Below are 23,170 nucleotides of genomic sequence, written 5' to 3' on the forward strand. Positions count from 1 at the left end.
CTTGGTTATCGTGGCCCGGCCTGGTCGCCTGGCCGGGCACGTCGGGGGTGCGCCAAGGGGGGCGCTGTACGGGCGATCGGGGAGGGTGGCCCGGGCAACGCTTGACGCAACACGGTGCATCGCCGGATGGCCTCCATCGTGGGTCCTTCACGAGAGCGCCGCACGCTCCATGTGCGGGGTCCTTTTCTGTCCGGGGAACCTTGAATGAAATCCGCTTTCCGCCTCGTCGGCCTGTCGTTGCTGTCCGCGTCCGCGTGGGCCCAGCAGCAAACCGCCTGCCCCACCCTGCCACCGTCCTCGGGCCTGCAATGGAACCAGCAGGCCGGCAGCGACTACCTCGCCTGCAAGGCCTCCAATGCCGAAGGCAGGCAAGTGGTGGGCCTGATGTTCACCACCCGCGATCCCGGCATCGTACTCTCGCGCGATCGCCGCGCCGAGAAGGGCGAGATCGGCGGCGAATCGATGTACTGGTACAGGCTCGACCTGGGCGGGCGCCAGTTGCCTGAAATGGAATCGCGCCGCATCACCGTGGCCGAGCTCGGCAAGCATCGCTATGCCCAGATCTGGATCGATGCCGCGAGCGGCGACGAGCTGGCCTCGGTGCAGTCGCTGGTGCAGAGCCTGGACCTGGAACCGGCCAGCCTGGCGCTCGGCCGCTGAGCCCCCCCTGTTGAACCTGGCGCGGCGCGAGTATTGAATGGCGCATCCCGCCCAGTCCGGGCGGGCTTGCTCAGGAGTCGACCATGTCACTGGCTAAACGATTGACGGCGGAGTTCCTCGGTACGTTCTGGCTGGTCCTCGGCGGTTGCGGCAGCGCGGTACTCGCCGCGAAGTTCGGCGGCGACGGCAATCCCCTCGGCATCGGTTTCCTCGGCGTGGCCCTGGCGTTCGGCCTCACCGTGCTCACCGGCGCCTATGCGTTCGGCCACATCTCGGGGGGGCACTTCAACCCGGCGGTGAGCTTCGGGCTGTGGGCCGGCGGGCGCTTCCCGCTCGCCGACCTGGTGCCCTACGTGGTCGCGCAGGTCGCGGGTGCGATCTTCGCCGGCTTCATCCTGTTGCAGATCGCGCAGGGCAGCGCCGGCTTCGCGATCGACGGCAGCCAGGCCGGCGCATTCGCCAGCAACGGCTACGGCGCATTGTCGCCGGGCGGCTATTCGCTGGCGGCGGCGTTCCTGTGCGAGGTGGTGCTGACCGCGGTGTTCCTGCTGGTGATCATGGGCTCGACCCATGCCAACGCGCCGACCGGCTTCGCGCCGATCGCGATCGGCCTGGCGCTCACGCTGATCCACCTGATCAGCATCCCGGTGACCAACACCTCGGTGAACCCGGCACGCTCCACCGGCGTGGCGCTGTTCGCCGGCAGCGGCGCGATCGGCCAGCTGTGGCTGTTCTGGGTGGCGCCGCTGATCGGCGGTGCGCTCGGCGGCGTGATCTACAAGGCGCTGGGGAAACATTGAAACCCGCTCGACCCGCCGGCGGAGATCCCGCCGGCGGGTCGAGCCGCATCGCGCGCAAGCGTGGCCTGGAGCCGGTCCATCTCGATCGGCTCCGCCATCTTCCCGGCACGGATTGGCTGATGCGCCGGGAACTATTCCCGGTGCATGCCGCAACGCCTGCGGCGCGCGACCGGCCTGATCCTGCCAGGCATCTCCACCTCCGTTCGACCGGATCCCCGCGATGGCGGCGTCAGGCGGGCGCCAGCGTGGTGGCGATGCCGACCTCACCGGTGAGCAGCCGGTGGATCGGGCATTTCTCGGCGATCTCCAGCAGCTTCTGGCGCTGCGCGTCGTCGAGCGCCCCCTGCAGTACGACGTTGCGCTCGATCGCGGTCCCGGTGGCATCGCGCTTGCCGTACCGCAGGTGCACCGTGATGCCCTGCAACGGCCACTGCTTGCGCGCGGCGAACATCCGCAGCGTGATCGCGGTGCAGGCGCCCAGCGCGCCCAGCACCAGCGCCTCGGGATCGGGCGCGGCATCGGCGCCGCCATTGGCGGGCACCGTGTCGGCGCTCCACGAATGGCGGCCGTCGTCGATGACGACGTGGTACGGCGCAGCCTCGCTGCGCGCGGTGACGATCGTGGTCTCGCTCATGCGTTCTCCGCTGCAAGGCGACCGGCTGGTGCCGGCCGCGGGTCTCAGAAGCGTCCTTCCTGGAAGTCCACGAAGGCCTGCATCAATTCCTGCCGGGTGTTCATCACGAACGGCCCGTAGCGCATCACCGGCTCGCGCAGCGGCCGGCCGGCGACCAGGATCAGGCGCGCGCCCTGCTGGCCGGCGCGCAGCTGCAGGCGTTCGCCGCCGCCGAGCACGGCCAGCTGCCGCGTCTCCAACGGCCGCGCGTCGTCGCCCTCGCCCACCGCCAGCCCTCCTTCGAAGGCATAGGCGAACGCGTTATGCCCGGCCGGCAGCAGGTAGTCCCAACTCGCGCCGGGCGCCAGCTCGATATCCAGGTACAGCGGATCGGTCGCCGGCTGCACGATCGGGCCGGCGACCTCCCCGACCCGGCCGGCGATCACCTTTACCGCGACGCCGTCCGCCGGCGTCGCCACCGGGATGCGGTCCGGGGCGAACTCCTGGTACTTCGGCTCGGTCATCTTGTCCTTGGCGGGCAGGTTCACCCACAACTGGAAGCCGCGCATCCGCCCGGACTCCTGCTCGGGCATTTCCGAATGCACCAGGCCGCGCCCGGCGGTCATCCACTGCACGCTGCCCGGCGTCAGCAGGCCTTCGTTGCCGTGGTTGTCGCGGTGGCGCATGCGCCCGTCCAGCATGTAGGTCACGGTCTCGAAGCCGCGATGCGGGTGCTCGGGAAAGCCGGCGATGTAGTCCTCGGCCCTGTCGGTGCCGAACTCGTCCAGCATCAGGAACGGATCCAGGTCCGGCAGCTCGGGCGTGCCGATGACGCGCGTCAGCTTGACGCCGGCGCCATCGGAGGTCGGCTGGCCATGCAGGGTCCGCAGGATCCTCGCGGAGGGGATGCGGGAAGTGTCGCTCATGGAAGCGCTCCTGTTGGAAACCGCGGATATGGGCGCCCGGGCCGCGGGCGCCAATGGCGAACGACGCAACCCATTGTTCCAGAAGCGCCGGGCTGGCGCAGGCAGGCTCCCGCCCGCGGCCGGCGCCGCCGCCTACGACCAAAGTGGTAGCGGCCGCCACGCCGGCGGGATTGACCGGCCCGCGGCAGGGGGGGAACCTTAACCGGTCTTTCCGGAGGGACGTGCATGAAAGGTTTCTCGAAGCTGGCCTGGGCCGCGCTCGCGGTCGTGGGCGCGTTCTGTCTAGGGACGGTGGCATTGCGGCGCGGCGAGCACATCAACGCGCTGTGGATCGTGGTCGCCGCCGTCTCGATCTATCTCATCGCCTATCGCTTCTACGCGCTGTTCGTCGCCAACAAGGTGATGCAGCTCGACACGACCCGGGCCACGCCCGCGGTACTCAACAACGACGGCCTGGACTACGTGCCGACCAACAAGCACGTCCTGTTCGGCCACCACTTCGCCGCGATCGCCGGCGCCGGCCCGCTGGTCGGCCCGGTGCTGGCCGCGCAGATGGGCTACCTGCCGGGCCTGCTGTGGCTGGTGGTCGGCGTGGTCTTCGCCGGCGCGGTGCAGGACTTCATGGTCCTGTTCCTGTCCAGCCGCCGCAACGGCCGCTCGCTCGGCGACCTGGTGCGCGAGGAAATGGGCCAGGTGCCCGGCACCATCGCGCTGTTCGGCGCCTTCCTGATCATGATCATCATCCTGGCGGTGCTGGCGATGGTGGTGGTGAAGGCGCTGGCGGAAAGCCCCTGGGGCATGTTCACCGTGATCGCGACGATGCCGATCGCGATCCTGATGGGCATCTACATGCGCTACATCCGGCCCGGCAAGATCGGCGAGATCTCCGTGGTCGGCCTGATCCTGCTGCTGGCGGCGATCTGGTTCGGCGGCAAGGTCGCGGCCGACCCGACCTGGGGCCCGGCCTTCACCTTCACCGGCACCCAGATCACCTGGATGCTGATCGGCTACGGCTTCGTCGCCTCGGTGCTGCCGGTGTGGCTGCTGCTGGCGCCGCGCGACTACCTGTCCACCTTTCTCAAGATCGGCACCATCATCGCGCTGGCGATCGGCATCCTGATCGTGATGCCCGACCTGAAGATGCCGGCGCTCACCCAGTTCGCCGCCAGCGGCGACGGCCCGGTCTGGAAGGGCGGCATCTTCCCGTTCCTGTTCATCACCATCGCCTGCGGCGCGGTCTCCGGCTTCCACGCGCTGATCTCCTCGGGCACGACGCCGAAGCTGCTCGCCAACGAAGGCCACATGCGCTACATCGGCTATGGCGGCATGCTGATGGAGTCGTTCGTCGCGGTGATGGCGCTGGTGGCCGCCGCGATCATCGAGCCGGGCATCTACTTCGCGATGAACAGCCCGGCGGCGGTGATCGGCGCCGATGCGGTCTCGGCCGCGCACTACATCACCAACACCTGGGGCTTCACCATCAGTCCCGAGCAGCTGGAAGCCACGGCCGCGGCGATCGGCGAACCGACCATCCTGCACCGCGCCGGCGGCGCGCCGACGCTGGCGGTGGGCATCGCGCAGATCCTGCACGAGGCCATCCCCAGCGGCAGCGACGCGATGATGGCGTTCTGGTACCACTTCGCGATCCTGTTCGAGGCGCTTTTCATCCTGACCGCGGTGGATGCCGGCACCCGCGCCGGCCGCTTCATGCTGCAGGACCTGATCGGCAACTTCGTCCCGGCGATGCGCCGCACCGAGTCGTGGACCGCCAACATCATCGCCACCGCCGGCTGCGTGGCGCTGTGGGGCTACCTGCTCTACACCGGCGTGGTCGATCCGTTCGGCGGCATCCAGACGCTGTGGCCGCTGTTCGGCATCTCCAACCAGATGCTGGCCGGCATCGCGCTGATGCTGGGCACGGTGGTGCTGTTCAAGATGAAGCGCGACCGCTACGCCTGGGTCACCGCGGTACCGGCGGTGTGGCTGCTGATCTGCACCAGCTATGCCGGGCTGATCAAGATCTTCGACAGCAACCCGGCACAGGGCTTCCTCGCGCAGGCGCACAAGTTCCAGGCCGCCATCGCCAGCGGCACGGTCACGGCCCCGGCCAAGAGCGTGGCGCAGATGCAGCAGATCGTCACCAACGCCTACGTCAATACCGGCTTGACCGTGCTGTTCCTGTTCGTGGTGTTCGCGACGCTGATCTACTCGATCAAGACGATCGTGGCCGCCCGGCGCAATGCGCAGCGCACCGACAAGGAAACGCCGTACGTCGCGCTCACCCCGGCCCAGATGGCGGACCTGTGATGAGTACGGACCTGGTCCCGGTCGGGCAGTACCAGGCGCACCGCCGCTTCTGGCGGCGCCTGGTGCAGACCGCGCGGCTGTGCTGCGGCATACCCGACTACGACAACTACGTACGGCACATGCTGGAGAAGCACCCGGACCGTCCGGTCATGGACTACCCGACCTTCTTCCGCGAGCGCCAGGAAGCCCGCTACGGCGGCAAGAGCGGCTTCCGCTGCTGTTGAACCTTCCCCGGGCGACGACACCGGCAGGCGGCCTCCGGGCCGCCTGTTTTCATTCCCGCAGGCTCCCTTGCCTCGCGCTGGGTACCCGGCCCAGGCCGGTCTTGAGGAAGGACACCAGCGCACGAACCTTGGCAGGCTCCTGAGCCGCGCGCGGCCACACCAGGTAGATGCCTCCGCGGGGCGCCGACCATTCGGGCAGCAATTGCTGCAAGGTCCCCTGCTGGATCGACGATCGCACCGCGAAGTCCGCCGCGATGGTGATGCCCAACCCTGCGCGCGCGAACGCCAGCACCGCATCGACGGTATTGGCGCTGCACATCGGCCGCAGGTGGATCGTGTGGCTTCCCTCGGCCGGATGAGTGAACGTGAAGCGACCGGGATCGGCCAGCACGCTCAGCCCGATCCATCCATGCCCCGCCAGTTCGCGCGGATGCCGTGGCGTACCGTGCTGGCGCAGGTAGCGCGGCGCCGCGACCGGTACCAGCTCGAACTCCCCGATGCGAGTGGCACGCAGCGAAGAATCGCGCAGCCAACCCAGCCGCACCGCAACGTCGATCCCATCGGCCACCACGTTGCGCACCTGGTTGTCGGTGATCAATTCGATGTCCACCCGCGGATGCCGCCGGGCGAACTCCACCAACCACGGACATAGCACGGCGTCGAAATAATCCGCCGGCACGGTGATGCGCAGGTGACCGCCCGGCTCGCAGCGATGCGCGTCGCGCAGCGCCAGTTCCAGCGCGTCCAGCAGCGGCAGCACGCGCATCTGCAGGCGCGCACCGTCCTCGGTCAACGACACCTGCCGCGTGGTACGCAAGAACAGCGGCGCGCCGAGTTCACTCTCCAGGCGCGCGATCTCCTTGCTCACCTGTCCCTTGGACACTCCCAACCGCTTGGCCGCCGCGGTAAATCCGCCGGTCTCGGCCACCGCAACGAATGCACGCACAAGGTCCAGGGACAGGCTCATGGTCCGCACCGGTTTCCGGGTGGAAACACATTGTCGCCAAAAAGCGCCCAACTCGGGCCGCACGGCCGGTCCCGGCAGTGACAGGATCGCCACTCGCAACGTTCAAGGAGGATGCGTCATGCCAGTTGCCACAATCACCACCGTCTTTTGTTTCCAGCAGGCCACGGGCGTCGATGGCGCGGTCAACACCGCCGTCTTCGCGCTGGTGCCGGACGTGATCTCGCTCGACCAGTACCTGGGCCGGTCGGCGCAGGACGTGATCCGCGCCATGCCCGGCGTCTTGCAGGCCATCGACCAGGCCCGGGCCGACCCCGACCAGTTGTACATCACCACCAGTACCGCCGGCGGCCGCGACAACGCCATCTGGCCCGCCCCCGGTGCCGACGTGGAGATGCGGGCCGGCCAATCCAACGACGTGAACCTGGAGCTGCCGTTCGAGCACTCGCTCAACCTCTCGCTCTGGGACTACGACAGCGGCAGCGGCGACGACCTGCTCGGCTCGATCACGCTCTACGCGGGCGAGCAAGGCGCCGGGGAGAAGGTCAGGAAGGCCTGGTCCAGCGTCGAAGGCTCCTGCTACTTCGTCACCTACCGCGTGGACTGAACAGGCGCCACCGCCGCTCTGGCGACACCGCAACAGATCGCCGCGGGCCACCGCGGCAAGCCATCCCTTTTGCCTCTCAATGGAGCAGCACGATGTCCAGGATCATCAATCTCAGCGACGGCATGCGTTTCGGCGCGGGCGTGGACACCCACACCGAGGAGGTACGCGGCCTGCCCATCGTCTACGACAAGGAAACCTACGGTCTTGGCGGCCAGAAGGTGAACGCCCAGGTCAAGATCATCGAATCCCAGGAAAGCCTGATGAAATCGATGAACCTGTCGATAAGCGCCGGCGTGCGCTATGGATTGGCCAGCGCGGACGCGCGTTTCTCCATGGTGCAGGACAGCTCGGTCAACCAGTATGCGCTCTACGTCCTGCTGAGCACGAGCGTGCGCAATCCGCCGCGCTACATGGTCAATCCCCGCCTGAGCGACCAGGCCAAGCAGATGTACCGGAACGATCCGGAGACCTTCCGCAGCACCTATGGCGAAACCTTCATCGACGAGATCTACAGCGGCGGCGACTTCTATGGCCTGTTCATCTTCAATACCTACGACGAACGCAGCCGTACCGAATTGAAGGCCTCGCTGGATGTGTCGATCGGCGGCTTCCTCGCCGGCGGCAACATCAGCATGGCCTTCGAATCGGCGATCGAGGAATCCAAGAGTCGCTCCAGCATGGAGATCCGCGCCATCATGTCGGGCGGTTCGGGCCTGCAGAACCCGAGCACCCTCGAGGAGCTCAAGCAGCTGTACCGCAACTTCAACGCGGAAGTGCAGCGCAATCCGGTGGACTTCCAGGCCTCGATAAAGGATTTCCGCTATCTGCCGCTCCCGCAGGGACCGACCTTCGCCGAGCAGGCAGTACGCCGCGATACGATCGACAACAGCGCGCGGCGCATCGTCGAGGGCATCAAGCTGCGCGGCGACATCGAGTTCGTGCTGAAGTTCCCCGAGCAGTTCGAGAATCCCGACCTGCCCGCATTGAAAGCCGCCTACGTGGCCATCGACGAACAGTTGCCCAAGCTCGCCAAGCGCGCACGCGACTGCGCGCAGGACATCGGGCAATGCTCACTGGGTGGCCTGGAGCCGATCACCGCGACGCTTCCCAAGCGCCTGGCCAATGCCGGCGATCCGCTGCAGGTGAAATGGGAGGACGTCCTGGCGCACGATTCGCGCGCTGCAGCCTGGGTACCGGCCGGCGGCCTGCGCTCGCCGTTGTCGAAGTACGACCGCGGCCCGCGTGGGGGTCGCTACAAGCTGTTCTACAACAACGACAACAAGGTCACCGGCGGCTTGTTCTGGCATCCGGACCTGGGCGCGCACGTGGTCTACGGCGGAATCATGCAGACCTACCTGGCGCGTGGCCATTGCGAAGGCCCGCTGGGCTATCCCAAGACCGACGAGGCTGCATTGACCGGGTCGTCGGCCGACGGCCTCGACCGCATCAGCCTGTTCGAGCATGGCCTGCTCTGGTGGGATGCGCAGAGCGGCGTGGTCTCCGACAAGTTGCCGCACCTGAGCCTGGTCACCCTGGCTGGCGACCTGCGCCTGAACCTCAAGGACGCCATGCAGGCGCCGTCGCGCGCATCGATGGCGCGTGCAGCACTGCGCCCGATGATGCTGCCACGCTGACCCGGCGGCGTTTCCGGCTCTTCAACCCTGCCCGTTGGACGGGCGACAGGAGGCAACGATGTCTGGCGAAAGCGAAGCCGTCGCGGAATGCGGCCTGCGCATGGTGCAGGCACCCGATGGCGTGCAGATCCCGGTGCCTTCGGGCGGCATCGGCGGCGCGTACACCGAGCACGGCACCGAGATATGGATCCACCCCGAAGCACCGGTACGCATCTCCGCCCAGAACGGCGGCTACTACATAGTGGTCAACAGTGCCCCGCCAGCCAACGGCGAGGCAAGCGACCTGTTCGAAGACCTCACCGTGGAATCGCTGGAGTACCTGATCGAACGCGCCCTGGCCCACGGTGCCCCCGCCGTCTTCAAGATGGGGCTTTCGGTGGCAGGGCTGCTCGCCGATGTCCTCACCACCACACGGCTGACCCGTGAAATCTTCATCCGCGGCGAGTACCAAGGCATTCCGGTGCAGTATTGCCTGTTGCTGTAGGCATAACGGCCTTCCGGCCGAAGCAAGGCCCGCCCCGGGTTCGGCCCGGTGCAGCGATGCCGCTTCGGGAATGCCGGGCCTGCGCGGATCGATGGTTCGCAAGCCGCACGTCTTCGCCGGGAAAAGGAAGGAAACTGCTCCTATTCAAACGACAACCGCAACGCCCCCGAGGGATGAACCTTCCCTCGGCAAGTTCCTTCAAGCGCTCAACAGCCCGGCGCGATGCCCGCCGCGTACCGCAATCCGCCACGCAACTGCGCCAGGAAATGCGGATCGGCATAGATCGCTGCATCGTGCCCCAGTCCCGTGTACCACGCACGGCCACCGTCGAAGGCATGGCACCAGGCAATGGGATGGTCGGCGCCCATGGTCCCGCCTTCGTACAGCTTCTCGTCGATCGTGGCGAGCACCTGCACCTGCCCGCGCGGATTGCTGCGGTAGTTGTACAGCTCGTCGCGGACCGGCCAGGCTTCGCCGTCCGGCCGGCCATCGCGCTCGGGCTGTACCCGGCTGCCCTGCAATCCGGGCGGATGCCCGCCGAAGTAGGCGGCCACCAGTTTCCCGTACCAGGGCCATTCGTAGCCGGTGTCCGCCGCGGAGTGGATGCCGACGAAACCGCCGCCGGCGCGGATGAAGCGCTCGAACGCGGCCTGCTGCGCCGCATCCAGCACCTCGCCGGTGGTGTTGGCGAATACCACCACGCGATAGCGCGCCAAGGCCGCATCGGTGAACGCCGCCGGATCCTCGCTGGCATCGGCCTGCATGCCCTGCTCCTCCGCCAGCCGCCGTACCGTCGCGATGGCGGTGGGAATGGAGTCGTGGCGGAACGTGGCGGTCTTGCTGAAGATCAGCACGCGCATGGCGGTCTCGGGAACGGGCGCTGCGGCCGCGGACGAACACGGCAGCAGGACGGCAAGCAGCAGGGCGATGGCAAGGCGGAGCATGGGCGGATTCTGGCATGGCCGCGCCGCCGGGCCTTTGCGCGCAGCAACATGCGCGCCGCCGGCTCGACCGGCCCTCATGCCCCTGCCATGGAACGCAGCATGACGCCCACCAGGTACGCCAGATAGGTGCCGGTCGCGTAGCCCATCGTACCGAGCAGCACCCCGACCGGTGCCAACGCGGGATGGAATGCGGCCGCCACCACCGGGGCCGAGGCGGGACCGCCGATGTTCGACTGCGACCCGATCGCGAAATAGAAGAACGGCACGTGCAGCAGCCGGCCCAGGCCCCACAACAGCACGATGTGCACCGCGATCCAGATCAGCCCGAGCAGGAACAGCCATGGCCGGTCCAGCAGCGACAGCAGGTCCATCTGCATGCCGATGCAGGCGATCAGGAAGTACAGCAGCAGCGAGCCGATCCTCGACGCGCCGGCGCCTTCCAGCGTGCGAGCCCGCGTGAAGCTCAGCACCAGGCCGCAGCTGGTGGCCAATACCACGACCCAGACGAACGTCGAGTCCAGGCTGAACTGCGCCGCCCACGCCACGTTGCGCCCGAACCACCCGGCGAGCGGTGCGGCGATCGCGTGCGACAGTCCCACCGCGCCGAATGCCACGCCGACGATCATCATCAGGTCGGTGAGGCTCGGGATGCGCTCGTGCTCGGCCTGGAACTTCGCGATGCGCGCCTTCAGCTCGTCGATCGCGCGGGTATCGGCGCCGCTGCGAGCATCGATACGCTGCGCCCGCCCGGCCAGGAAGATCAACGTCGCCATCCAGACGTAGCCCACGCCGACATCGACTACCGCGAACTGCCCGAACGTGGTCGCGTCCACGTTGAACACCTCGCGCATCGCCAGCATATTGGCGCCGCCGCCGATCCAGCTGCCGGCCAGCGCCGCCATGCCCGCCCAGGTATCGCCGGCCACCGTGGACGGGTGCAGCCATTTCATCAACTGGAACGCCACCACGGCCCCGAGCATGATGCTCAGCGAGGCGCCCAGGTACATCGCCACCAGCTTGGGTCCCAACCGCAGGATGCCCTTGATGTCGACCGCGAGCGTCAGCAGCACCAGCGCCGCCGGCAGCAGCACGTCGCGTGCCACCGGGTTGTAGAGCCGGGTGGTCTGCCCGTCGATCAGGCCGATGGTGTTGTAGATGCCCGGCAGCAGGTAGCACAGCAGCAACGCCGGCACGAATGCGTAGAAGCGTTTCCAGAAGCCCTGCTCGCGCGAGGCGGTCCAGAACACCGCTCCGAGCGTGGCCGCGATCAGGCCGAAGACGACGATGTCGTTGTCGATCAATGCATGGGAATCTGGGTTCACTGACGACCTGGCCGGGAACGGGGAAACGCCGAATCTAGCCGAGCCTGGCTCCCGGGGCCAAGCCGGGACGCACCCGCCCACCCGGCGCGGGCGCCGGCGACGGGCTCATTCGTAGCGGCGCACCACCCGTTCGCCGTCGGGCGCTCGCAGGACCACGTCCGCGGGCTGGCCGGTAGTGAGCCGGTGCAGCTTCGCCATCAGTTCGGCGTTCTCCAGCGCGCCCTGCTCGCGCAGGTAGCGCAGCGGCGACCAGTGGGGCCGGCACACCAGCCAGGCGCCCTTCTCCGGCTCGATGCTGACGACATAGCGATCCTTCGATTCCATGACTTCCTCGGCTGCGACGGTATCGGGAACGACCATGGACGCCGGGACGAGAGGCGCCGATCGCCAGCCGCGGTTCCATGTGGCTGGCGGCCGATCTTGCGGCCGATGCTGCGCTGCACGCATTGCCCTGGCGGCCAGCTCCCGGCCGCAGCGCATGCCTTTGCTCGACGCGCCCAAGGCCGCTCCGCACTCGTCTCGGAATCCATAACGCGCCCCCATGGGGGGCCCCGAACGGGAAAGCACCAACCATCGAGCCACTGGTCACGGCGAGCCGGCAGGGCGCCAAACACCGTGTTCCGGCACTCGGGGAATGTGCAGGGGGTGTTCCAGCACTCGAACCGGCGCGCCCTTACTCAAGGGGCCGCGGGTTGAGTAGCCATCGGCCCCGCGTCCGGCGCCGCCAGCATCCTCCTCCGCCCCCCCGTCGCGCCGTCAGTCCCGTCCCCATATCCGGGTAGGACAATTCCTACGTGACGGAAGTCACATCCCGCGATATGCTCTTCCCCAGCGACCATGCCTTGGGGGAAGGCACATGCAACAGTTGCTGCGCAAGTACGAATTGCCGGTCAAGACCGGCCTGGTGCTGGTCTACGCCGCCGTGATGGCCGGTTTCATCGCCCGGTTCGCCTGATCCCGCCCCGGCGGCCCGCGTCGCCGGGCTCCGCCGGGAACCCGCTCCCGTTCAACCGGGCGCCTGCCGGCTGCCCCCGGCAGCGGCATCGTGGTGCACCCGATGGATCTCGACGGTCACGTGCACGAGTTCCTCGTGGATGGCCAGTGCGCGGCGGAACGCGTCCGCGTCGCGGTCCGAGTCGGTGACGATTCCGACGACGCAGGCGTACTTGCCCTTGCCGACCTGCCAGACGTGCAGGTCGCAGATGCGCGCGGGCACGTCGCCCTGTTCGATCACCTCGCGGATTTCCTCGACCACCGGCGCGTCCATCTGCGCATCCAGCAGGATGCGCCCGCTCTTGCGCAGCAGTCCCCACGCCCAGACGGTCACCAGCGCGGCTCCGACCAATCCCATCACCGGGTCCAGCCAGGCCGCGCCGAACACCATGCCGCCGAGCAGTGCGACGATGGCCAGCACCGACGTGGCCGCATCGGCGATCACGTGCAGGTAGGCCGAACGCTGGTTCAAGTCGTGGCCGTGCCCGCGATGATCGTGGTGATGGTCGTGGTGGTGATCGTGCTCATGGGCATGCTCATGGCCATGGTCGTGGTGGTCGCGCAGCCACCAGGCGCAGACCAGGTTCACCGCCAGCCCCACCACCGCGATGGCGATCGCCTCCGGATAGTGGATGCGGCTGGGCAGCATGAGCCGCTCGATCGACTGGAACGCCATCAGCGCGGCCACCACCAGCAACAGCACCGCGCTGGTGTATCCGCCCAGGATCTCGATCTTCCAGGTTCCGAACGCAAAGCGGCGGTCGTGGGCGTAGCGCCGGGCGCAGGCGTAGGCGAACGCGGAAAGGCCCAGCGCCAGCGCATGCGAGCTCATGTGCCAGCCGTCGGCCAATACCGCCATCGAGTTGAACCACCAGCCGCCGGCGATCTCCACCACCATCATCGCGATGGTCAGCCACATCGCGCGCCTGGCTCCCCGCTCGGCCAGGGCGTTGCCGGAATCGAACGCGTGGGTATGGCGCCGCTGTTCGGCGAGGGCATCCAGGGACATGGGAAAACCTGCGTGGGAATATACCCCCATAGGGTATATAATCCGCGGCCATGGCGCACGTGACCCGAAACCGGAAAGCCCTGCTGAGCCGCGTCCGGCGCATCGCCGGGCAAGTGGCGGCCCTCGAGAAGGCCCTGGAAGGCGAGGCCGACTGCGGCGACGTCCTCGTACAGATCGCCGCGGCCAAGGGCGCGATGCACAGCCTGATGATGGAGGTGCTGCGGGGGCACCTGGAGGAACACGTGGTCGCCGAACAGGACCAGGACGCGCGGCAGCAGGAAGCCGGGGTCCTGCTCAAGCTGTTGCAGGGTTACGCGAAGTAACGCCCCGCCGGCCCTGCGCCTGCCCCGCTCTACGTCGCGTCCCGGTGGCCCGTGCCGGCCGGCGGGCGGCCGAAGAGGGACGGGCCCGGCGAGCCGGGCCCGTCACGTCTTCTCGCCAGGCGGCAAGTACCATGCCGGGACGCGCGGGATGCACCGGCCTTTCGGCGGCGACGGCGACATCTGGCTGGCGTCTCGCCGGGATCCGCTCGATCGGCGTTTCGGCAAAGCCTGCGCGCCGATCCACCGACCGCCCCGCTCCACTCTCCGAACGGAAGCCCTCGCCATGCGCCTGCCTCGCCTGTTTTCCGCCGCACTGCTGGCTACCTCGCTCTTCGCCACCACGCTATCGGCGCAACCGCAGCCGGCCCCAGCGGGAGCGTCGGGCCAGCCCTATCGGAGCTTGCGAGCCAAGGAACTCCTGGCCGGCATCGACGAAGGCGCACTGGCGGCCCCGACCCCTGACCCGGCAAGACAGCGCGAACTCTCGACCGGCAGGGCCATGGCCTACGTCTATGGCGTTGCCGACATCACCACGGGCAAGGCGTGGTGCCCGCCACCCCGGCTAGCGATCAGCGAACTGGCCTCCTTGACCTACGACTACCTTGCCAAATTGCCTGCCGCTCGCCTGAACGATCCGGCTTCGGTCGTCGTCGTGCAGGCCTTGAGCGCCGCGCATCCCTGCAAGTGACGAGCTCCGCGTCAGCCTGCCGACAGGGCGAGTTGCAGAGAAGATACGGCGAATCACTTGGCATCTGCGGCCTGGAGAGTCGCCGACGCATGGGATCAACGGGCGCCGATGACAATCGCTGATCCCGAATGCGGCGCGGGTTTGACCGCAACCGGTTCAACACGCTCGCAGGTCACAGCACCTTCGCCGGGCAAGGCCGAGTGCAGCCCACCGGCGATCCTCGCGTACTACTAGCGCACGCCCTGCATCGGAGGCCGTGTCATCGGCAGATGAGGGAGGTACCGCGTTTCTAACGCGTCCGCATCGGCTTGGGACACACCTTCGCGCTGCAACGTCGCGGATAAAGCGTGCTCCGGCGTCACCTCGATATCGGGCGCGATGCCGTCGCCTTCCCAGTCCTTGCCATCTTTCAGGTTAAAGGTCCTGCCATCGGGCAGAAACAGCATCAGTCCGCCACCCAGGGGTTCCATGCCACCGAAATGATTGGCACCCGCGGTCGACGCACCTACCAGCGTGCCCCGCCCGGACCACTTCAATGCTGCGGCGAACATTTCGCCCGCCGAACCGGTGGCATTGGAGGTCAACACGTAGACGCGCGCCTTGGCCAGCGGAGCGTCCGCGGCGGGCTCGACCCAATATTCCTTGATGTTTCCCTTTCCCCCATGCGAAGGACGCAAGCCCGGGCCGGAAAGCGCGGGACTGCCGGCCTGGCGGCTTTCCATCCCTACCAAGGGTTGCGCCTGGCTGAAGAGCTCCGGAAATATCACGTCCATCTGGGCCGGACCGCCGCCACGGTGGGTACGCAGGTCGAAGATGACTGTCCTGGCCTGGGCGTGGGCAGCCAAGAATTCCCGCGTCTGGCGCGTGATTTCTTCGTCGTACGGGAATTCATTGTAGCGGATGTAGGCAATGCCTGGCGCAATCCAGCCGGCGTGCTCGATGGCCGGCGCGCGACGGCGCATCGGCCCCCCTATCGCTGAAGGCGCACCGCCAGGAGCCGGGCCTGCGCCCTTTGGTCCGGCGATCATCACTGGGCCGGGGCCAGCGGCCGGCGGGCCGCCGACGCTGACCTTGAGATGACGATCCTGCTTGACACGCTGCAGATCGGCCGTGAGCTGGTCTGCAAGTGCCTGGCCGCCGAGCGCGTCATAGGCGCCCACGGTTGCCTGATGGCGCAGGCGCTCCGCATAAGCCTGGCCCGAAGCGGGATCGAGGTAGCCGCGTTCCAGCAGGTCGGCAGCGCGCACGGCGATCGCACGAGGCGCCGGATCGAGAGTGCCGGGGTCCTGCGGAGCACGCGGTTGTGCCATCGCCGGCGGCATCAACAGGCACAACAAGGGCAGGACAAGGTCACGAATTCGGCGTGTTCTCATCGGAATCTCCTGCGTCGAAGTGATGGCGAGCACGGTCGGCGAACGAGCGCTGGTCCAGTGCATTGAGTGCCGCCTGCAAGGTGGCGGCCAGCGGATGCGGCAAGGAAGCGTCCAGTTCGGCGGCGGCGGCATTGGTTGCCTGCCAGTGACGCCGGATACGCGGTAGCAGCGTCGACAACTTGCGGGTCGGCGCGACGATGCGTTCGCGACCGTCCTTGCCCGCCACCTGCCGGACCAAGCCAAGTCGCACCATCTGCGCCACGGTCTGGCTCATGGCCGAATGGCGCATGCCCTGGTGCCGGGCGAGAACGGTGATGGAGGCAGGACCCAGCGCGTCCAGCGCCCGGACCACCGGCGTGAACCGCGGACGGTAGTCCAGGCCGTCGTCGATGTAGCGCTGCTCGACGTCGCTATCGAGCCGGTCGATGAGATTGCGCAGCAAGGTGCCGAGGCGGTCTACAGGCTTCATGACCGATATATAACAGCTCTGTTATATATAGGCAAGTGCACGTGCGGCAGACGAACAGGCAACGAGGCAGGCGGGCTTCAACTGCCCTGCTTCTTGCTCGAAGTGAACGATGGCGGCATCGAATCGGCTTGCCGCCGCAATCGCGCGCACGGATGAAATTTGGAACAAGGCGCAGGCGAAACCACACAACGAGGGCCGCGCCACGCAGCGCCTCTTCTGCTGCGAGCACATGCACTGAGCATTTCGGCACCAGCCATATCCTCGCCACTTCGCAGGAGGAAATGACCAGGCAAGCCGCTCTCGCTGTGCGGGCGCCGATTGAAAAAGCAAAAGCCCCGATATACGGGGCTCTTGCGACTTCTTTCTCTGCTCTCTGAGAAAGCCGTTCGTCAGAACGGGATGTCGTCGTCGGCGAAATCGTCCATCGGCGGCGCGGCGGACGGCTGCGGCGCGGCCTGCTGGCGGCGCGGCGCGTATTCCTGACGCTGCGGCGCCTGGCGCTGCGGGCGATCCCCGCCGTACCCGCCACCGCCACCACCGCCCTCGCCACGGCCACCGAGCATCTGCATCTCGTTGGCGACGATGTCGGTGCTGTACTTCTCCACGCCGTCCTGGCCGGTGTACTTGTCGTAACGGAGTTCGCCTTCCACGTACACCTGGCTGCCCTTGCGCAGGTATTCGCCGGCGATCTCGCCGAGCTTGCCGAAGAACACCACGCGGTGCCACTCGGTGCGTTCCTGGTTGTTGCCGTCGCGGTCCTTGCGGACGCTCGTGGTCGCCAGGCTGATGCGGGTCACGGCCATGCCGCTCTGGGTGTACTTGGTGTCCGGATCGTTGCCGAGGTTGCCGACCAGGATGACTTTGTTGATGCCGCGGGCCATTGAATTCTTCCGTCTGTGCCGGCCGGCACGGGCGCCGGCGGCGGGGTGAGGCTGGATGGGGCACGATAGTACCATCCCGCCGGACCGCCCTTCCCGGCGTGTCCCTCCCGTCCGCAGGTAGGCGCAGTCCCCGCCGCCGAGTAGGACAAGCTCCACGGGGCGTTCGCCCTACCTGCTAGGCTTGTGGCCTCCCCTCCGCTGGAAGACTCCCATGGCCCGCATCGTCGGTCTGGCCGGCAGCCTGCGCCGCGACTCCTTCAATGCCGCCCTGCTGCGGCAGGCGGCGGCCGTCGTTCCGGCGGGCAGCCGCATCGACATCCATTCGATCCGCGAGGTGCCGCTGTACGACGGCGACGTGGAGGCCGCCTCGGGCATCCCCGAGGCCGTGGCCCGGCTCAAGGACGCGGTCGCGCAGGCCGACGGCCTGCTGCTGGTCACCCCGGAGTACAACAACGGCATCCCGGGCGTGTTCAAGAACGCCATCGACTGGATGTCGCGGCCGTCGCAGGACATCGCGCGCGTGTTCGGCGGCACGCCGGTCGCGCTCGTCGGCGCTTCGCCCGGGCCGTTCGGCACCCTGCTGAGCCAGACCGCCTGGCTGCAGGTGCTGCGCACCCTGGGCACGCGGCCGTGGTTCGGCGGGCGCCTGATGCTGTCGCACGCCGACCGCGCGTTCGACGAGCGGGGCGCGCTGAAGGATCCGGCGATGCAGCAGCGGCTGGCATCGTTCGTGGCCGGTTTCTGTGCGTTCTGCGATGCCGGCGGGAACGCGGCGGAATGATCCATCGCACGCCGGCAGGCCCGCTGGCGGACCCCGGCACTTATAATTCCGGGCACGCCATCCCATTGCACCGCATGAGCATCGCCGAAGACCTCCGTCCCGCCCTGGACCTGCCCCGGATCCAGGCCCTCGCCGCTCCCGACATGGCCGCGGTCGATGCGCTGATCCGCCGCCGGCTGGCTTCGGACGTGGTGCTGATCAACCAGATCGCCGACCACATCATCTCCGCCGGCGGCAAGCGCCTGCGGCCGATGCTGGTGATGCTGGCCGGCCACGCGGTCGGCCGCGCCGGCGCCGACCACCACCAGCTCGCGGCGATCATCGAGTTCATCCATACCTCGACGCTGCTGCACGACGACGTGGTCGACGAATCCGACCTGCGGCGCGGCCGCAGCACCGCCAATGCGCTCTGGGGCAATGCGCCGAGCGTGCTGGTCGGCGACTTCCTGTACTCGCGCAGCTTCCAGCTGATGGTGGAACTGGACAGCATGGCGGTGATGCGCCTGCTCGCCGACACCACCAACCGCATCGCCGAGGGCGAGGTACTGCAACTGCTGCACGTGCACAACCCGGATACCGACGAAGCCGCATACCTGCGGGTGATCGAGCGCAAGACCGCGGTGCTGTTCGCCGCCGGCACGCGCCTGGGCGCGCTGGCCTCCGGCGCCGGCGAGGCGGTGCAGGACAAGCTGTACGACTACGGCATGCAGCTCGGATACGCCTTCCAGATCGCCGACGACGTGCTCGATTACGCCGCCGACGCCGAAGCGCTGGGCAAGAACCTCGGCGACGACCTGGCCGAAGGCAAGGCCACCTTGCCGCTGATCCATGCGATGGCGCATTCGGACGAGGCCACGCGGCAGCGCCTGCGCGAGATCGTCGAGCAGGGCGAGGCTTCGGCGATGCCCGAGGTGCTGGCGGCGATCCGGGCCACCGGCGGGCTCGACTACAGCCGCCAGCGCGCGTTCGACTACGCGCAGGCCGCCGAGCGCGCCCTCGACGGCTTGCCGGAGAACGAGGCCGTCGCCGCCCTGCGCGGCCTGGCCCGCTACGCGGTGTCGCGCACGCATTGATCCGCCGTTGCGGATAGAAGCGGGGCAATCGCGACAGGTCTCTTTAGTGGGACTTCAGCCCGACGCTTGGTCGATGCCGCGCGTCGGGACTGAAGTCGCTCCCACAAGTGCACCGCCCGCCAGGAGCGGAACCTTCCGTCAATCGCCGAAGCGTTCCTCGAAGAAGTCGTGGAGCATGCGATAGGCGCGCTTGGCCGCGCGCGCGTCGTAGCGGCAGTTGCTGGCCGGATCGTTGCCGGCCTCGGCTTCGGCGAAGCAGTGCACCGCGCCGCTGAAGTCGACGAACTGCCAATCGGCGCCGGCCCGGTCCATCTCCTGCTCGAACGCCGCGATGTCCTGCGCGCCGACGCTCTTGTCGGCCGCACCGTTGAGCACCAGCACGGGGGTCTTGGCGACGCCGGCCGCCGCGGGCGTCGGCGTGGACAGGCCGCCATGCAGGCTGACCGCCCCGGCCAGCGGCGTCCCCGCGCGCACCAGTTCCAGCACGGTACTGCCGCCGAAGCAGAAACCGACCGCGCCGATCCGCGAGGCATCCAGCGGCGCCTTGCCGGCCTGCGCCTTCAATGCCTCCACCGCCTTGAGCGCGCGGGTGCGCAGCGTCGCCGTATCCTGCTTGAGTCCGCCGGCCAGCTTGCCGGCCTCGCCCGCGTCGGCGGGACGGCGGCCCTTGCCGTAGACGTCGGCGACCAGGACCACGTAGTCGTCGCCGGCCAGCTTCTTGGCCGTCTCCACCGCCGTATCGGTCACGCCCATCCAGTTCGGCACCATCACCAGGCCCGGCCGCTCGTCGTGCTCGGCATCGTCGTAGACGAGCACGCCGGAGAACGTGTCCTTGCCGACCGTCCATTCCACCGGTCGCGCCTGCATCGCCGCCATGGCCGATTGCGACAGCGCCGCCATCGCCACCACGCCCATCGCCTGCCACCACGTCTTGCGCTTGCTCATCGGTCCGCCTCCGCCGGGAACTGCGGCGAGTGTAGTCCAGCCCGGCGCGTCGATCCGCGGGCTTGTGCACAGCCGGTGTGGATCAGGCCGGGAGAAGCCTGTGGACAACCTCGCACGGGCCTTGCGGCGCGGGGGGGGCGCGGCGACATGGCGAAATTTTCGCCAGCCCTCGGAGCCGTTTTCCACAACCGGTGTGGACGAGCCGCGGAAAACATTGTGGATAAGCGCCGGCAGGCCTTGTGCCGCATGGCCCCGGCAGCGCAAGGCGAAATTTTCGCCACTCCCTGCCGCCGGGACGAGGCGTCCCGGCGCGGCCATTCCCGGGTCAGGCCACACCCAATCCGGGAATCGCGCTGATCTGGTCCGGATCGAATCCGGCCAGTTCGGCGAAATGACGGCCGCGTGCGACGTAATCGCGGTAGGCGCCGAAGCTCGGTGCGCCCGGCGACAGCAGTACCACGCCGCCCTGCCCGCCCAGCGCCTGGCGCGCCAACGCCACCGCCTGCGGCAGATCGGCGGCGGCATGCAGCCCGAAGCGGCCAGGCGCGATCGGCGCCAACAGGTCGTGGATGCGCGGGCCGTTGGCGCCCATCGTCACGATCTCCAGCGGCGGCGCCTGGCGCATGTGTTCGGCGAAGTCGCGCCAGTCCAGGCCGCGGTCGTGGCCGCCGACCAGCACCGCGACGCGGCGCGCCGTGAAACAGGCGAGCGCCGCCAGCGTGGCGTGCGGCGTGGTGCTGATCGAGTCGTTGACCCAGGTGATGCCGTCGCTCGCGCCGACGGTCTGCAGCCGGTTCGGCAGCGGGCGGAAGGTCAAGGCGGCCGGCGCCAGCGCGGCGGCATCCAGGCCGAGCGCCTCGATGGCCGCGAGCACCGCGCACAGGTTGCCGCGGTTGTGCCGGCCCGGCAACGGCACGCTGGCGGTGTCGAATACCGCTTCTTCGCCGCGATACACCACGTCCTCGCGCATGTGCCAGCCATCGGGCCGGTTGAACCAGCGCACCTCGCTGTGCGGCAGTTCCAGCCGCGCCAGGCGCGGATCGGCGGCATTGAGCAGGGCGATGCGCGGATGCGCCGCGGTGACCAGCGCCAGCTTGTCGGCGACGTAGCGCTCCTCGCTGCCATGCCAGTCCAGGTGCTCGGGGAACAGGTTCAGCACCAAGGCCAGTTCCGGGCGCGCGCCGCTGCGCGCGACATCGAGGGTCTGGTAGCTCGACAGCTCGATCGCCCAGTACCGCGGCGGCGGTTCCGGCGCCAGCAACTCCAGCAAGGGCAGGCCGATGTTGCCGGCCAGCGCGGTGCGATGGCCGCCTGCGCGCAGCAGGTGCGCCAGCAGCGCGGTCGTGGTGCTCTTGCCCTTGGTCCCGGTGACGCATACCGCCCCCGGCACCTGGCCGCCCGGCTGGGCGCGCTCGGCGAACCACAGCGCGGTACCGCCGACGAACTGCGTGCCCTGCGCGGCGGCGGCCTGCGCCTCGGGCTTGTACGGACTGATGCCCGGCGACTTGATCACCACTTCGAAGGCCGCCAGGCGCCCGGCGCTGGCCTCGGTCTCGATGTCCAGCAGCGGATCGCCGAGCGCCCGCGCCTCGGCGACCTCGGCCTCGCCACAGAACAGGGTCAGCGGCGCGGCGGCGTGCGCGCCCCGGAACGCGCGATACGCCGCGCGCCCTTCGCGGCCCCAGCCCCACAGCGCGACGCGGCGCCCCTCAAGCTGCGAAATTCGCACGCACGCGCTCCCACAGCACGGCGGGGATGCGATGTTCGTCCTCGATCGCCAGCAGCGGTTCGATCTCCAGCTCCGCGGCCTGCAGCTGCGGCCGGATCTCGCGGACGAAGCGCTTCACCAGCGCGTCCTCCTGCCACTCCGCGCGCGCGGCCAGCGTCGCCATCGCGGCGCGCGACTCGCGGCCCTCGCCCACGCACTCGAACGGCTTGTGGTCGTGGAACTCCAGCAATGCGTCGTAGCCGGCGGCCTGGGTCGCATCGTCGAGCAGGTTGCGGCCGAAGATCCGCACCAATCGCGTCTTGGGCATGAACGGCGCCAGCGCCAGGAACACGAAATGGCACTTCGGGCAGACCCCGCACCAGCGGTGCACCGGGCGTTCGCCCATGATGTGGAAGTTGCGGTTGCAGCTGGAGAAATGCGCGTCGTAGTGGTCGTTCTTGGCGAACTGCCGCGCCACCGCCAGCTCGGAAAGCGGCCGCAGCAGCGAGTAGTAGTGCAGGTCGGCGGCGACGTGGCGCTCGACGTGCTCGCCGAACGCCTGCTCGAACGCCCAGCCCTTCGACCACTGGTGGTTGACCTCGCCGGTGCCGGGGATCAGGCTGCCGTAGCTGGCCGAGCGCTCGTTGGAGAACACCACCTGGTCCACGCCCAGCAGCAGCGCGGCGAACACCATGATCATCGAGTTGATCGCGGTCACCGGGATATGGCCGTTCCAGGCGCCCTGGCGGTTGAGCTCGAACAGCTCCGGCGCCAGCGTGCGGCCGATGTTGAGCGTCGGCAGCCCGGTGCGCTCGGCGCAGGCGCGGATCAGTTGCGAACCGCCGATCCAGGTGACGGTCTGGGCGACGCCGGCGGTACGCAGCGCCTCGATGCTGACCAGCGAATCCTTGCCGCCGCCGATGGCGACCAGCGCGTGCTCGCGCAGGCCCGCCGCCGGGGCCGGCGCCGCCGCCGGCGCTTCGACCGGCAGCTTGAAGCGGCCGTGCAGGTCCAGGCCGTTGCGGTAGGCGAACTCGCCCAGGCCGTGCAGGTACAGGTTCTCCACCAGCGCGGCCGTCTCCGCATCGATCGCATAGTCGTCGATCGACACCTTCGCCGGTACCGCGGCCTTGTAATAGCTCACGCCGGCGAACAGGTGCAGCAGCCGCAGCGCCTGCCGCACCGCCTCGGCGCGCGCGCCTTCCAGCGCGAACGGCGCGCCCGGCACGGTGATGGTCTCGACCAGTTCCGGCCCCTGGTCGAAGGCGTACACCAGCGAGGCCACACCGGTGGCCGCGTCGAAACCGCAGCGGACGAAGCGGAAGGTCGTGATCTGGTGTTTGTCGAAAGCAGCGGTCATGGATATTCCGGGGTTAGAACGTGTTACGGCCTTTGGAATGCGTGCGAAGCGGCGTTGGGCGCGTCGAGGCAAGGCCTGCGTC

The 23,170-nt window shown here is 68.4% G+C and carries 25 protein-coding genes; 12 read left to right on the plus strand and 13 right to left on the minus strand.

All coding sequences use genetic code 11. The features are described 5' to 3' along the window. Window positions 1-204: 204 nt before the first annotated feature. Both FD678_RS02320 and aqpZ read left to right on the plus strand, forming a co-directional pair. Window positions 205-660, plus strand: coding sequence for a hypothetical protein (locus tag FD678_RS02320; protein ID WP_140718985.1), 456 nt, complete (start codon window positions 205-207; stop codon window positions 658-660). Window positions 661-743: 83 nt separating this feature from the next. Continuing rightward, the gene (gene aqpZ / locus FD678_RS02325) at window positions 744-1,460 is read left to right on the plus strand and encodes an aquaporin Z (RefSeq protein ID WP_140718986.1); all 717 of its coding nucleotides are present in this window, start codon (window positions 744-746) and stop codon (window positions 1,458-1,460) included. Between the two features lie 229 nt (window positions 1,461-1,689). On the opposite strand, the gene FD678_RS02335 is transcribed toward aqpZ, so the two are convergent. Both FD678_RS02335 and FD678_RS02340 read right to left on the minus strand, forming a co-directional pair. Beyond that, window positions 1,690-2,094, minus strand: a complete 405-nt coding sequence (locus FD678_RS02335; RefSeq protein ID WP_140718987.1) for an OsmC family protein — start codon at window positions 2,092-2,094, stop codon at window positions 1,690-1,692. Between the two features lie 44 nt (window positions 2,095-2,138). After that, the gene (locus FD678_RS02340; RefSeq protein WP_140718988.1) at window positions 2,139-2,999 is read right to left on the minus strand and encodes a pirin family protein; all 861 of its coding nucleotides are present in this window, start codon (window positions 2,997-2,999) and stop codon (window positions 2,139-2,141) included. A 225-nt stretch (window positions 3,000-3,224) separates the two neighbouring features. On the opposite strand from FD678_RS02340, the gene FD678_RS02345 reads away from it, so the two are divergent. Next, entirely contained in the window at window positions 3,225-5,306 is a 2,082-nt protein-coding gene (locus tag FD678_RS02345; RefSeq protein ID WP_140718989.1) for a carbon starvation CstA family protein, read from the plus strand. Further along, complete coding sequence (locus FD678_RS02350; RefSeq protein WP_140718990.1) at window positions 5,306-5,530, plus strand: YbdD/YjiX family protein; 225 nt, start codon at window positions 5,306-5,308, stop codon at window positions 5,528-5,530. Before FD678_RS02345 ends, FD678_RS02350 begins: the two co-directional genes overlap by 1 nt. Before the next feature lie 49 nt (window positions 5,531-5,579). Here the strand turns inward: FD678_RS02350 and FD678_RS02355 are convergent, their stop codons facing one another. After that, entirely contained in the window at window positions 5,580-6,497 is a 918-nt protein-coding gene (locus FD678_RS02355) for a LysR family transcriptional regulator (protein WP_140718991.1), read from the minus strand. Between the two features lie 118 nt (window positions 6,498-6,615). Between FD678_RS02355 and FD678_RS20140 the strand changes: the two genes are divergently transcribed. The 3 genes from FD678_RS20140 (at window position 6,616) to FD678_RS02365 (ending at window position 9,219) form a co-directional block, all read left to right on the plus strand. Then, window positions 6,616-7,101, plus strand: a complete 486-nt coding sequence (locus FD678_RS20140) for a hypothetical protein (RefSeq protein WP_177497517.1) — start codon at window positions 6,616-6,618, stop codon at window positions 7,099-7,101. Between the two features lie 92 nt (window positions 7,102-7,193). Then, on the plus strand, window positions 7,194-8,735 hold the full coding sequence (locus FD678_RS02360) for an LGFP repeat-containing protein (RefSeq protein WP_177497519.1): 1,542 nt from the start codon (window positions 7,194-7,196) through the stop codon (window positions 8,733-8,735). 58 nt (window positions 8,736-8,793) lie between these two features. After that, window positions 8,794-9,219 carry a hypothetical protein gene (locus FD678_RS02365; protein WP_140718993.1) on the plus strand — a complete coding sequence of 142 codons (426 nt, stop codon included), beginning with the start codon at window positions 8,794-8,796 and terminating at the stop codon, window positions 9,217-9,219. Window positions 9,220-9,425: 206 nt separating this feature from the next. Here the strand turns inward: FD678_RS02365 and FD678_RS02370 are convergent, their stop codons facing one another. From FD678_RS02370 to dmeF, 4 genes are all read right to left on the minus strand, one after another. Beyond that, window positions 9,426-10,163, minus strand: coding sequence for a ThuA domain-containing protein (locus FD678_RS02370; protein ID WP_140718994.1), 738 nt, complete (start codon window positions 10,161-10,163; stop codon window positions 9,426-9,428). 74 nt (window positions 10,164-10,237) lie between these two features. Beyond that, window positions 10,238-11,464, minus strand: a complete 1,227-nt coding sequence (locus tag FD678_RS02375) for a DUF819 family protein (RefSeq protein WP_140719928.1) — start codon at window positions 11,462-11,464, stop codon at window positions 10,238-10,240. Window positions 11,465-11,590: 126 nt separating this feature from the next. Further along, complete coding sequence (locus tag FD678_RS02380) at window positions 11,591-11,809, minus strand: hypothetical protein (RefSeq protein WP_140718995.1); 219 nt, start codon at window positions 11,807-11,809, stop codon at window positions 11,591-11,593. 682 nt (window positions 11,810-12,491) lie between these two features. Next, a complete protein-coding gene (gene dmeF, locus FD678_RS02385; protein ID WP_140718996.1) occupies window positions 12,492-13,487 on the minus strand; it encodes a CDF family Co(II)/Ni(II) efflux transporter DmeF in 996 nt (331 codons plus the stop codon). A 59-nt stretch (window positions 13,488-13,546) separates the two neighbouring features. On the opposite strand from dmeF, the gene FD678_RS02390 reads away from it, so the two are divergent. Then, window positions 13,547-13,810 (plus strand): metal/formaldehyde-sensitive transcriptional repressor, encoded by a 264-nt coding sequence (locus tag FD678_RS02390; RefSeq protein WP_372237518.1) that lies wholly within the window; start codon window positions 13,547-13,549, stop codon window positions 13,808-13,810. A 148-nt stretch (window positions 13,811-13,958) separates the two neighbouring features. Then, window positions 13,959-14,498, plus strand: a complete 540-nt coding sequence (locus FD678_RS02395; RefSeq protein WP_140718998.1) for a Rap1a/Tai family immunity protein — start codon at window positions 13,959-13,961, stop codon at window positions 14,496-14,498. A gap of 230 nt (window positions 14,499-14,728) precedes the next feature. On the opposite strand, the gene FD678_RS02400 is transcribed toward FD678_RS02395, so the two are convergent. Together FD678_RS02400 and FD678_RS02405 are read right to left on the minus strand one after the other, a co-directional pair. Next, window positions 14,729-15,871 (minus strand): S41 family peptidase, encoded by a 1,143-nt coding sequence (locus FD678_RS02400; protein ID WP_177497523.1) that lies wholly within the window; start codon window positions 15,869-15,871, stop codon window positions 14,729-14,731. Then, complete coding sequence (locus tag FD678_RS02405) at window positions 15,849-16,340, minus strand: MarR family winged helix-turn-helix transcriptional regulator (protein ID WP_140719000.1); 492 nt, start codon at window positions 16,338-16,340, stop codon at window positions 15,849-15,851. The genes FD678_RS02400 and FD678_RS02405 overlap by 23 nt, the downstream gene beginning before the upstream one ends. 109 nt (window positions 16,341-16,449) lie before the next feature. Here FD678_RS02405 and FD678_RS20525 point away from each other — a divergent pair, with 109 nt between their 5' ends. Further along, window positions 16,450-16,578, plus strand: a complete 129-nt coding sequence (locus tag FD678_RS20525; RefSeq protein WP_256661831.1) for a hypothetical protein — start codon at window positions 16,450-16,452, stop codon at window positions 16,576-16,578. Window positions 16,579-16,729: 151 nt separating this feature from the next. Here the strand turns inward: FD678_RS20525 and FD678_RS02410 are convergent, their stop codons facing one another. Beyond that, a complete protein-coding gene (locus FD678_RS02410; protein ID WP_140719001.1) occupies window positions 16,730-17,221 on the minus strand; it encodes a single-stranded DNA-binding protein in 492 nt (163 codons plus the stop codon). Between the two features lie 211 nt (window positions 17,222-17,432). Here FD678_RS02410 and FD678_RS02415 point away from each other — a divergent pair, with 211 nt between their 5' ends. Both FD678_RS02415 and FD678_RS02420 read left to right on the plus strand, forming a co-directional pair. Continuing rightward, the gene (locus FD678_RS02415) at window positions 17,433-18,002 is read left to right on the plus strand and encodes an NADPH-dependent FMN reductase (protein ID WP_140719002.1); all 570 of its coding nucleotides are present in this window, start codon (window positions 17,433-17,435) and stop codon (window positions 18,000-18,002) included. Window positions 18,003-18,076: 74 nt separating this feature from the next. Next, a complete protein-coding gene (locus FD678_RS02420; RefSeq protein ID WP_140719003.1) occupies window positions 18,077-19,075 on the plus strand; it encodes a polyprenyl synthetase family protein in 999 nt (332 codons plus the stop codon). A 138-nt stretch (window positions 19,076-19,213) separates the two neighbouring features. Here FD678_RS02420 and FD678_RS02425 read toward each other — a convergent pair whose 3' ends face one another. The 3 genes from FD678_RS02425 to murL all read right to left on the minus strand — a co-directional run bounded on the left by FD678_RS02425 (window position 19,214) and on the right by murL (window position 23,088). Next, a complete protein-coding gene (locus FD678_RS02425) occupies window positions 19,214-20,020 on the minus strand; it encodes a dienelactone hydrolase family protein (RefSeq protein WP_140719004.1) in 807 nt (268 codons plus the stop codon). A gap of 325 nt (window positions 20,021-20,345) precedes the next feature. Next, a complete protein-coding gene (gene murD / locus FD678_RS02430; RefSeq protein ID WP_140719005.1) occupies window positions 20,346-21,749 on the minus strand; it encodes a UDP-N-acetylmuramoyl-L-alanine--D-glutamate ligase in 1,404 nt (467 codons plus the stop codon). Next, entirely contained in the window at window positions 21,730-23,088 is a 1,359-nt protein-coding gene (gene murL / locus FD678_RS02435) for a UDP-N-acetyl-alpha-D-muramoyl-L-alanyl-L-glutamate epimerase (protein WP_140719006.1), read from the minus strand. The genes murD and murL overlap by 20 nt, the downstream gene beginning before the upstream one ends. Between the last annotated feature and the right edge of the window lie 82 nt (window positions 23,089-23,170).

Origin of the sequence: Pseudomonas sp. Hp2, from assembly GCF_006386585.1 — a bacterium.
GTDB classification, from domain to species: domain Bacteria; phylum Pseudomonadota; class Gammaproteobacteria; order Xanthomonadales; family Xanthomonadaceae; genus Pseudomonas_S; species Pseudomonas_S boreopolis.

Coding starts and splice junctions, on each gene's coding strand:
- FD678_RS02320 (WP_140718985.1), top strand. CDS start 205: ATGAAATCCGCTTTCCGCCTCGTCGGCCTGTCGTTGCTGTCCGCGTCC.
- aqpZ (WP_140718986.1), top strand. CDS start 744: ATGTCACTGGCTAAACGATTGACGGCGGAGTTCCTCGGTACGTTCTGG.
- FD678_RS02335 (WP_140718987.1), bottom strand. CDS start 2,094: ATGAGCGAGACCACGATCGTCACCGCGCGCAGCGAGGCTGCGCCGTAC.
- FD678_RS02340 (WP_140718988.1), bottom strand. CDS start 2,999: ATGAGCGACACTTCCCGCATCCCCTCCGCGAGGATCCTGCGGACCCTG.
- FD678_RS02345 (WP_140718989.1), top strand. CDS start 3,225: ATGAAAGGTTTCTCGAAGCTGGCCTGGGCCGCGCTCGCGGTCGTGGGC.
- FD678_RS02350 (WP_140718990.1), top strand. CDS start 5,306: ATGAGTACGGACCTGGTCCCGGTCGGGCAGTACCAGGCGCACCGCCGC.
- FD678_RS02355 (WP_140718991.1), bottom strand. CDS start 6,497: ATGAGCCTGTCCCTGGACCTTGTGCGTGCATTCGTTGCGGTGGCCGAG.
- FD678_RS20140 (WP_177497517.1), top strand. CDS start 6,616: ATGCCAGTTGCCACAATCACCACCGTCTTTTGTTTCCAGCAGGCCACG.
- FD678_RS02360 (WP_177497519.1), top strand. CDS start 7,194: ATGTCCAGGATCATCAATCTCAGCGACGGCATGCGTTTCGGCGCGGGC.
- FD678_RS02365 (WP_140718993.1), top strand. CDS start 8,794: ATGTCTGGCGAAAGCGAAGCCGTCGCGGAATGCGGCCTGCGCATGGTG.
- FD678_RS02370 (WP_140718994.1), bottom strand. CDS start 10,163: ATGCTCCGCCTTGCCATCGCCCTGCTGCTTGCCGTCCTGCTGCCGTGT.
- FD678_RS02380 (WP_140718995.1), bottom strand. CDS start 11,809: ATGGAATCGAAGGATCGCTATGTCGTCAGCATCGAGCCGGAGAAGGGC.
- dmeF (WP_140718996.1), bottom strand. CDS start 13,487: ATGTCCCTGGATGCCCTCGCCGAACAGCGGCGCCATACCCACGCGTTC.
- FD678_RS02395 (WP_140718998.1), top strand. CDS start 13,959: ATGCACCGGCCTTTCGGCGGCGACGGCGACATCTGGCTGGCGTCTCGC.
- FD678_RS02400 (WP_177497523.1), bottom strand. CDS start 15,871: ATGAGAACACGCCGAATTCGTGACCTTGTCCTGCCCTTGTTGTGCCTG.
- FD678_RS02405 (WP_140719000.1), bottom strand. CDS start 16,340: ATGAAGCCTGTAGACCGCCTCGGCACCTTGCTGCGCAATCTCATCGAC.
- FD678_RS20525 (WP_256661831.1), top strand. CDS start 16,450: ATGGCGGCATCGAATCGGCTTGCCGCCGCAATCGCGCGCACGGATGAA.
- FD678_RS02410 (WP_140719001.1), bottom strand. CDS start 17,221: ATGGCCCGCGGCATCAACAAAGTCATCCTGGTCGGCAACCTCGGCAAC.
- FD678_RS02415 (WP_140719002.1), top strand. CDS start 17,433: ATGGCCCGCATCGTCGGTCTGGCCGGCAGCCTGCGCCGCGACTCCTTC.
- FD678_RS02420 (WP_140719003.1), top strand. CDS start 18,077: ATGAGCATCGCCGAAGACCTCCGTCCCGCCCTGGACCTGCCCCGGATC.
- FD678_RS02425 (WP_140719004.1), bottom strand. CDS start 20,020: ATGAGCAAGCGCAAGACGTGGTGGCAGGCGATGGGCGTGGTGGCGATG.
- murL (WP_140719006.1), bottom strand. CDS start 23,088: ATGACCGCTGCTTTCGACAAACACCAGATCACGACCTTCCGCTTCGTC.